The organism is Bacillus sp. JJ1521 (assembly GCF_036965165.1).
GTDB lineage: Bacteria > Bacillota > Bacilli > Bacillales > Bacillaceae_L > Ferdinandcohnia.
The window spans coordinates 1-7,044 of record NZ_JBALOX010000228.1; the positions used below are offsets into that span (position 1 = coordinate 1).

Genomic DNA, 7,044 nt, shown 5'->3' on the forward strand with positions numbered 1-7,044 from the left:
AAGAGGATGCGAAAGAATATCAAGGGAGAATTTCTGATTTTTTCGAGGGACATATCAAGCCTTTACTTGTACGATGGAGTGAATATTGCCACCCATTTGTGATTGAATTGTTTCAAGAGGCATTGTTAGTATATGAAAAAATAAAGCAGGAACGCTCATTGATGAATTTTCAGGATTTGTTAATGAGAACGGCAGCACTATTAAAAGACAATGCAGAAGTGCGAGCGTATTTTCAAGGGAAATACAAGAGGCTCCTTGTAGACGAATTTCAAGATACCGATCCAATTCAAGCGGAAATCATGTTTTATTTAACGAGTGAGGATGTGACAGAACAGAATTGGACGAAGTGTAAACCGCGTCCGGGCTCGCTTTTTGTGGTTGGGGATCCGAAGCAAGCGATCTATCGGTTCCGACGGGCAGATATCGATATTTACAATCTTGTGAAGGAATTAATTGAATCCCATGGCGGGGAAGTGCTTCAGCTCATTATGAATTTCAGAACGGTAGATCATATTACAAGCTTGCTTAATGAAGTTTTTCAAGTGCATTTACCGGAAATAGAGACAATTCATCAGGCTGCTTATCGTCCACTCTATTCCTATAAGGAAGCATGTGATTCTGATTTTTCAGGGATTAAAAGGTTGGTTTTAGCAGACGAGTTTGCTAAAAATAAAGCAATCACGGTTGAAGAGNNATGGTCATGAGCCAGGGGAATTTATGATTTTAACAAGGCAAAAAGACGGAATTGATGTGTATGCGCATGTTTTGGAGGAAGCGGGAATTCCTGTGAGTGTCAGTGGCGAAATGGAAATTGGTACCATATTAGAATTCCAAGATCTTATTCGTCTTCTTGAGGCACTGGATGATCCTACTGATCAAATTGCTTTCGTAGCGGCATTACGAAGTGTTTGGTTTGGCATGAGTGATGAAGAGCTTTTTCAATGGGGGCAGGCAGGGGGAGCCTTTTCTCTTTATGCCCAGATTCCTGACCAAATAAATTCGGATACGAAGCAGCATTTTGAAGCAGCACTTTCTACACTGAAAAAATATGCAAAGTGGAAAACATCTTTTTCGCCGGTAGTGGCAATTGAAAAAATAATCGAGGATATCGGGCTGTATGCATTGTTTTTAGCTAAAAGCTATGGAAAAAGAGAGGCGACCAGTCTCCTGCAAACGATTGAAGCACTAAGTGTAAAGGAAGAAGCTGAAGCAACAACGTTCAGTCAGGCTGTCGAACAGGTTAAAAAGCAAATTGAAGAAAAAACAAAGGTCATCAATCTTGAGGAAGACGAAAATGCGGTACGAATAATGAATGTCCATAAAGCAAAAGGCTTGGAGGCATCTATTGTTTTCCTGGCACATCCAGGGGAAAAGCCTGAAATCCGCAATAAAATCTGGTCCCATATTCGACGTGAGGAGCAATCATCAACTGGATATTTTATGTTCCAAAGAAAGCATGGTTTTTCGAGGAAGCCTGTTGCACAGCCCCTTCTTTGGGAAGATTATCTTGATGCGGAGGAAGCGTATTTGCTTGCAGAAGAAATTCGAGTTCTCTATGTTGCTGCAACAAGGGCGGAGAAAGCGATGGTCATCAGTACATTCGAATCAAAAAACAGTAAAAGTCCGTGGAAGCTTCTCATTGATGGTTTACAAGGGCTTGAGGATCTTGAAGTACCCGAGCTGTCTTATGAGGATGAAGAAGTAATGGTTTCGCGAATTACTCGTGAGGAATTCACAGAAGAAACGCAGGGATTACTTGATTGGATTGATGATCGGAAACGACCTTCTTTTTCAACATATAGTCCGACTGAAGACAAACAGGATATCTTCACACTTGGGATAGAACGTGAGGAAGGCGGGGGACAGACATGGGGAACTGCCATCCACGAGGTGTTTGAAAAGATTGTCAAAGGGGGAGAAGCCGAAGAAGTAATCATCTCTACCATTTCAAAGTATGACATTTCTTTAGGTAGAATTGAAGAAGTTGCACAAGCAGTCGAACGTTTTAAAGAATCGATGATTTGGGCAGAGCTGCAAATTGCGGAGGAGGTTTTAACAGAGGTTCCGTTTACGCTGAACATTGATGTCAAGGACCCGTTATATGAATATATAGGTGGCAACACCGAAATGATTTTTGTAAAAGGAATCATTGACCTTGCGTATAAGCTGAATGGAGCTTGGAAAATCGTCGATTATAAAACGGACCGCCCAAAGGACATTGCACAGTTGCCGGAACTCACAAAGTACTACCGACATCAAATTGACCTGTACCAGCAAATATGGGAAAGAATCACGGGTGAAAAAGTGGCGGGCAAACAGCTATATTTTGTCACATCAAATAAAATTGTTGGCGTTTAGAAGGAGGATTGGCTTTTAATTCCAAATGAAGGCCAGAAACCTAAGCAAATGAGGACGGGAAAGGTCTTTCTAACCCCGATGAAGACCCAAACGGATCGAAATTGCAGTCGAAAGTGTCTTCATAAGCCCAATGAAGACCCGAACCCAACTCAATTGCAATAGAAAGTGACTTCATCGACCCGATGAAAGCCAAAACGACTTGAAATTAAAGTCAAAACGTTCTTCATGCTTTCAAAGTGAAATTCAACTATGTATGTTTTCCTAAAAACTACGAACGTTAAACATGAAACTCGTTAAAAAGGGGAGCACGACATTGAAAAAGAAGATTGCCATCATCGGTGGGACAGGACTAATTGGTTCCATTCTTGAAGAAGGGCTAAACAACAAATACGAAATCATTATCCTTGATAAGAAAGTGGATAATCACTCGAACCATATTGTGGTCGACGCGACAAATTTTGAGGAGCTTTTAAGTAAAATTCCAGCTAACTGTGACGCGCTTGTTAACCTACTTAATATAAGCACCAAAAATGATTTTATCGATATTAGTCAATTTCGAAAAAAGACTGAAATTCATTTTGTTGCATCCTTTTATATTTTCCGAGCTGCAATTGAACTTGGTATTCCAAAGGTGGTCTATGCAAGCAGCAACCATGTGACTGATTTTTATGAGAAGGAAGGGATTTCAGCGTTCGGTCGAGAGATCACAGTGGATGATTATCCATACTCAAGGACTTTGTACGGCACACTTAAATTGGCATCAGAAAATATCGGTCATATTTTAGCCTATGAAAAGGAGAACAATCTATCTGTCATTAATTTGCGAATCGGTAGTGTCAGACGTAATGAAGTGAAGGATTTGCAAACAATCCCTCGCACGAACAAAACCTTATTAAGTCATAAGGATGTAATCCAATTATTTGATTTAGCAATCCAATCAACCATCAAGTTTGGCACTTATTATGGAGTTTCCAACAATAAAGATAAACCGTGGTCAACCGACAATGCAACGCGTGAGCTTGGATTTGTTTCAAAAATGAATTCGGAGGACGTCCTAAATGAGACTGAAACTGAAATGGATAGCTTTATCCCATACTACGAAGATTTGGAAAATCAAAATTGGCTTAACTAAAAATCATGCCACGGGCAGTGGCGGCGAGCTCGGTTTATAAAAGTTTTCCTTTTTTGTCCATTTGATATATTGTAGAATAACCCTAAAGGGGTTGTTACTATTTGAAAAAGAGGAAAATGATGCTACTTTTGCTTGGAATTTTACTCATAATCGGTGTTGTATATTTCGGAAGAATTCATTATAAAATTTCACAGTTTGCGGATGCGGTACCACAAGAAAATGCGGATTATTTAATTATTCTTGGTGCCAAGGTCAACAGTGAAATCCCATCACTTGCATTACAATATAGAATTGATGCGGCTTTAGCGTATGCAAAGGATAATCCGAATACCATTTTGATTGCATCTGGTGGTCAAGGCCCAGGTGAGGATATTACAGAAGCTGAAGCGATAAAACGAAAACTCGTGGACAAAGGGATTCCGGAATCAAGAATCTTCCTTGAAGATCAGTCAACAAGTACAAATGAAAATATTCAATTTTCAAAACAATTTATTCCTGAGGATGCCGAACTGGGGCTCATTGTAACGAATGATTACCATCTTTATCGGTCAATCCAAATTGGAAAAGACGCAGGTTTAAAAGTGGAAGGCCTACCTGCAAAAACGCCACAGGTTACATTGGTAAAAGCATATAGCCGCGAGTATTTGTCGGTCACGAAATATTACATAGAAAAGTATTTGCTGAAATAAGAAAACTATAAAGATCAATGGCGAGACCGAGTCTCGTCATTTTTTTATGCAAAAAAATGAATCACTGACCTCCTAATAATAATCAACAAAAATCCATAAACTAGCCAATAAAGTTTGAAGAAAAAAGGAGGGAATTTTGTGGGAAGATGTACACTATTAATTGTACTTTTATTACTCTTCAATCATATTCCTGCATTTGCAAAAGACCGGTTTGACTACGAAAAAACAGGGAAGATTACTTGGGAAGTAAAGACTGATGAGAAAATAGTTGCGATCACATTTGATGATGGCCCTAATCCAGTCTATACACCCGATATTTTAGATGTTTTAGCAAAGCATAAAGCAAAAGCAACATTTTTTGTAGTTGGAACACATGCGAAAAAATACCCTGAAATCATTCGTCGGGAAGTGCTAGAGGGGCATGAAATTGCAAATCACACCTTCAATCATTCAAATATCATGCGTGATTCCCTAAAACTTGAAAATGAAATTATTAAAGCCAACGAAACGCTCGAGGAAATTACAGGATTTAGCCCAACTCTATTCCGACCAGTTGGTGGTTATTACAACGATATCATTATTAACGCTGCAGCTGAAAATGGATATCATGTAGTCTTATGGTCATGGCATCAAGACACCAAAGATTGGAAAAACCCAGGAGTTAACAATATAACAAAACGGGTAATTTCGGGTGTGAAACCAGGAAACATTATCCTTTTTCATGATTCAGGTGGGAATCGAAGCCAAACCATTGAAGCATTAGAAAAAATACTTACTGAATTAGAAAAACAAGGCTATGAATGTGTAACTGTTTCAGAAATGCTATTTAGAACTCAAACGAAACAACATAATTAGGCTGCACTAAATGGAAAACAAGAATCGTCGGATTCAAACGATTCTTGTTTTTTATTTAATTTTTTTCAGCAGCTTCTAATAGTAGATCGACAATATGAACAGCACGCATTTTATCTGATAAGCCTTCACGTTCAATGCCTAACTTCATTTGTAAAAGACATCCTGGGTTCGCTGTGACAATTGTTTTAGCCTGGGTATTTTTCACATTCTTCATTTTAGAATCAAGGATTTTCATCGACATTTCAGACTCCACGATGTTGTATATCCCGGCCGATCCACAGCAGCTGTCGGCATTTTTCATTTCCATAAAGGTTGCACCACCAATAGCTTGAAGCAGCATTCTAGGCTCAGAAGAAGTCTTCATGACATTTCGCAAATGGCAGGAATCCTGATACGTAATCACTTGTCCGGGAAGGGATAGTTCTTTTTTATGAAACTCTAATTCAACTAGAACAGAGGTAATATCCTTTAATTTTTTCGAAAATGCTTTTGCGCGGTCTGCCCATTCAGGGTCATCCTTGAGAAGGTGACCGTAATCTACGAGAAAAGCACCACAGCCGCCAGCATTTGTAATAATATAATCAGCCTTAATTTCTACAAAGGCAGCTATATTTTGTTTCGCGAGTTCTTTAGCCTTATTTTTTTCACCACTATGGCCATGCAAGGCACCACAGCAGACCTGCGATTTTGGAATAACAATCTCACAACCAGCCAATTGAAGGAGCTTCATTGTGGCATCATTTGTTTTCATGAACATCGTATCCATTAAACATCCTGTAAAAAAGGAAACCTTTTTCTTTTGAACCCCAATCGGTTTCAGATGGTACGGTCTCATTTTTAGTTCCTTTAACGTTGGCACCTCAGGAAGCACACGTTCCATCGTTGCCAAGCTATCGGGTAAAAACTTCAGAAGACCACTTTTTTGAACGACTTTTTGCATGCCGGAACGCTGGTAAACACCGAGTAATCCGGTTAAGGTGCGCATGCGATTTTGATGAGGAAAAAGACCTTCAAAAACTGTATTTCTCACTGCCTTCGCTGGTAATGAATGCTTTTTATTTTGATTGACTATATCCCTTGCTTCCTCTAAAAGATGTCCGTAATTAACTCCAGACGGACACACCGGTTCACATGCGCGACAGCCTAAACACATATTGAGTGATTTTTCAAAGTCTTCATCAGGCTCAATTAGACCGTCGACTACAGCTTTCATTAATGCGATTCGTCCACGTGGGGAGTGGGATTCTTGATAGCCAGATTCAATATAGGTTGGGCATGTTGGTAGACAGAAGCCGCAACGCATGCAATTCAATAATTCATTCTGATCCATCCTTGATTGGAATTCTTCTTTGATTTTTTTCTGTTCGTGAACTGTTGTCAATTTGAAACCACCACACGTTTTCTAGAATCCTTCGCAAACATTTTACCTGGATTCATAATATTGTTTGGATCAAGACCTGTTTTGATGGCCTGCATCGCAGCAATTCCAGAAGCTCCAAGCTTCATTTCAAGATATGGCGCCTTCATCACGCCAACTCCATGTTCACCGGTGATTGTTCCACCAAGCTCAATCGCCTTTTCGAAGATTTCCTCAAATGCTTTTTCGACTCGCTCAATTTCATCACGATTTCGGACATCTGTTAGACAGGTCGGATGAAGGTTTCCATCGCCTGCGTGACCAAAAGTACAAATATTTAAGTCATATTTTTTCGCAATTTCCCCAATTGCTTTTACCATGTTTGCAATTTCTGAGCGAGGAACGGTTGCGTCCTCTAAAATCGTTGTTGGTTTTAACCGTGCAAGAGCAGAAAGTGCAGCACGTCTCGCTGTCCTGAGTGCCTCTGCTTCTTCTTCAGATTCAGCCGATTTTACATCTACAGCATTTTCCTCCTTACAAATCTCTATGATTCTCTCAATATCTCGTTTTACAACCTCTGCCGGACCATCCTGCTCTATCAGAAGAACTGCTTTTGCGTCAGTTGGAAGACCAATTTGTGCGAACGCCTCGAC

The 7,044-nt window shown here is 39.8% G+C and carries 7 protein-coding genes; 5 read left to right on the forward strand and 2 right to left on the reverse strand.

Features of this window, described 5'->3' with window-relative positions; all coding sequences use genetic code 11:
- The first annotated feature begins 161 nt into the window (after nt 1-161).
- The 5 genes from V7147_RS23085 (at nt 162) to V7147_RS23105 (ending at nt 5,034) form a co-directional block, all read left to right on the forward strand.
- Nucleotides 162-704, forward strand: coding sequence for a UvrD-helicase domain-containing protein (locus V7147_RS23085; RefSeq protein WP_438824639.1), 543 nt, complete (start codon nt 162-164; stop codon nt 702-704).
- A 13-nt stretch (nt 705-717) separates the two neighbouring features.
- Complete coding sequence (locus tag V7147_RS23090; RefSeq protein WP_335370147.1) at nt 718-2,358, forward strand: UvrD-helicase domain-containing protein; 1,641 nt, start codon at nt 718-720, stop codon at nt 2,356-2,358.
- A 313-nt stretch (nt 2,359-2,671) separates the two neighbouring features.
- Complete coding sequence (locus V7147_RS23095) at nt 2,672-3,490, forward strand: NAD-dependent epimerase/dehydratase family protein (protein ID WP_335370148.1); 819 nt, start codon at nt 2,672-2,674, stop codon at nt 3,488-3,490.
- Nucleotides 3,491-3,591: 101 nt separating this feature from the next.
- Nucleotides 3,592-4,179: a YdcF family protein gene (locus V7147_RS23100; protein ID WP_335370149.1), complete on the forward strand. Its 588-nt coding sequence runs from the start codon at nt 3,592-3,594 to the stop codon at nt 4,177-4,179.
- Between the two features lie 138 nt (nt 4,180-4,317).
- Nucleotides 4,318-5,034: a polysaccharide deacetylase family protein gene (locus V7147_RS23105; RefSeq protein WP_335370150.1), complete on the forward strand. Its 717-nt coding sequence runs from the start codon at nt 4,318-4,320 to the stop codon at nt 5,032-5,034.
- Nucleotides 5,035-5,089: 55 nt separating this feature from the next.
- On the opposite strand, the gene V7147_RS23110 is transcribed toward V7147_RS23105, so the two are convergent.
- Both V7147_RS23110 and V7147_RS23115 read right to left on the reverse strand, forming a co-directional pair.
- Nucleotides 5,090-6,364 (reverse strand): (Fe-S)-binding protein, encoded by a 1,275-nt coding sequence (locus tag V7147_RS23110; protein ID WP_438824640.1) that lies wholly within the window; start codon nt 6,362-6,364, stop codon nt 5,090-5,092.
- 47 nt (nt 6,365-6,411) lie between these two features.
- Nucleotides 6,412-7,044, reverse strand: a 633-nt coding sequence (locus V7147_RS23115) for an FAD-linked oxidase C-terminal domain-containing protein (RefSeq protein WP_335370152.1), incomplete at its 5' end; no start/stop codon positions are given.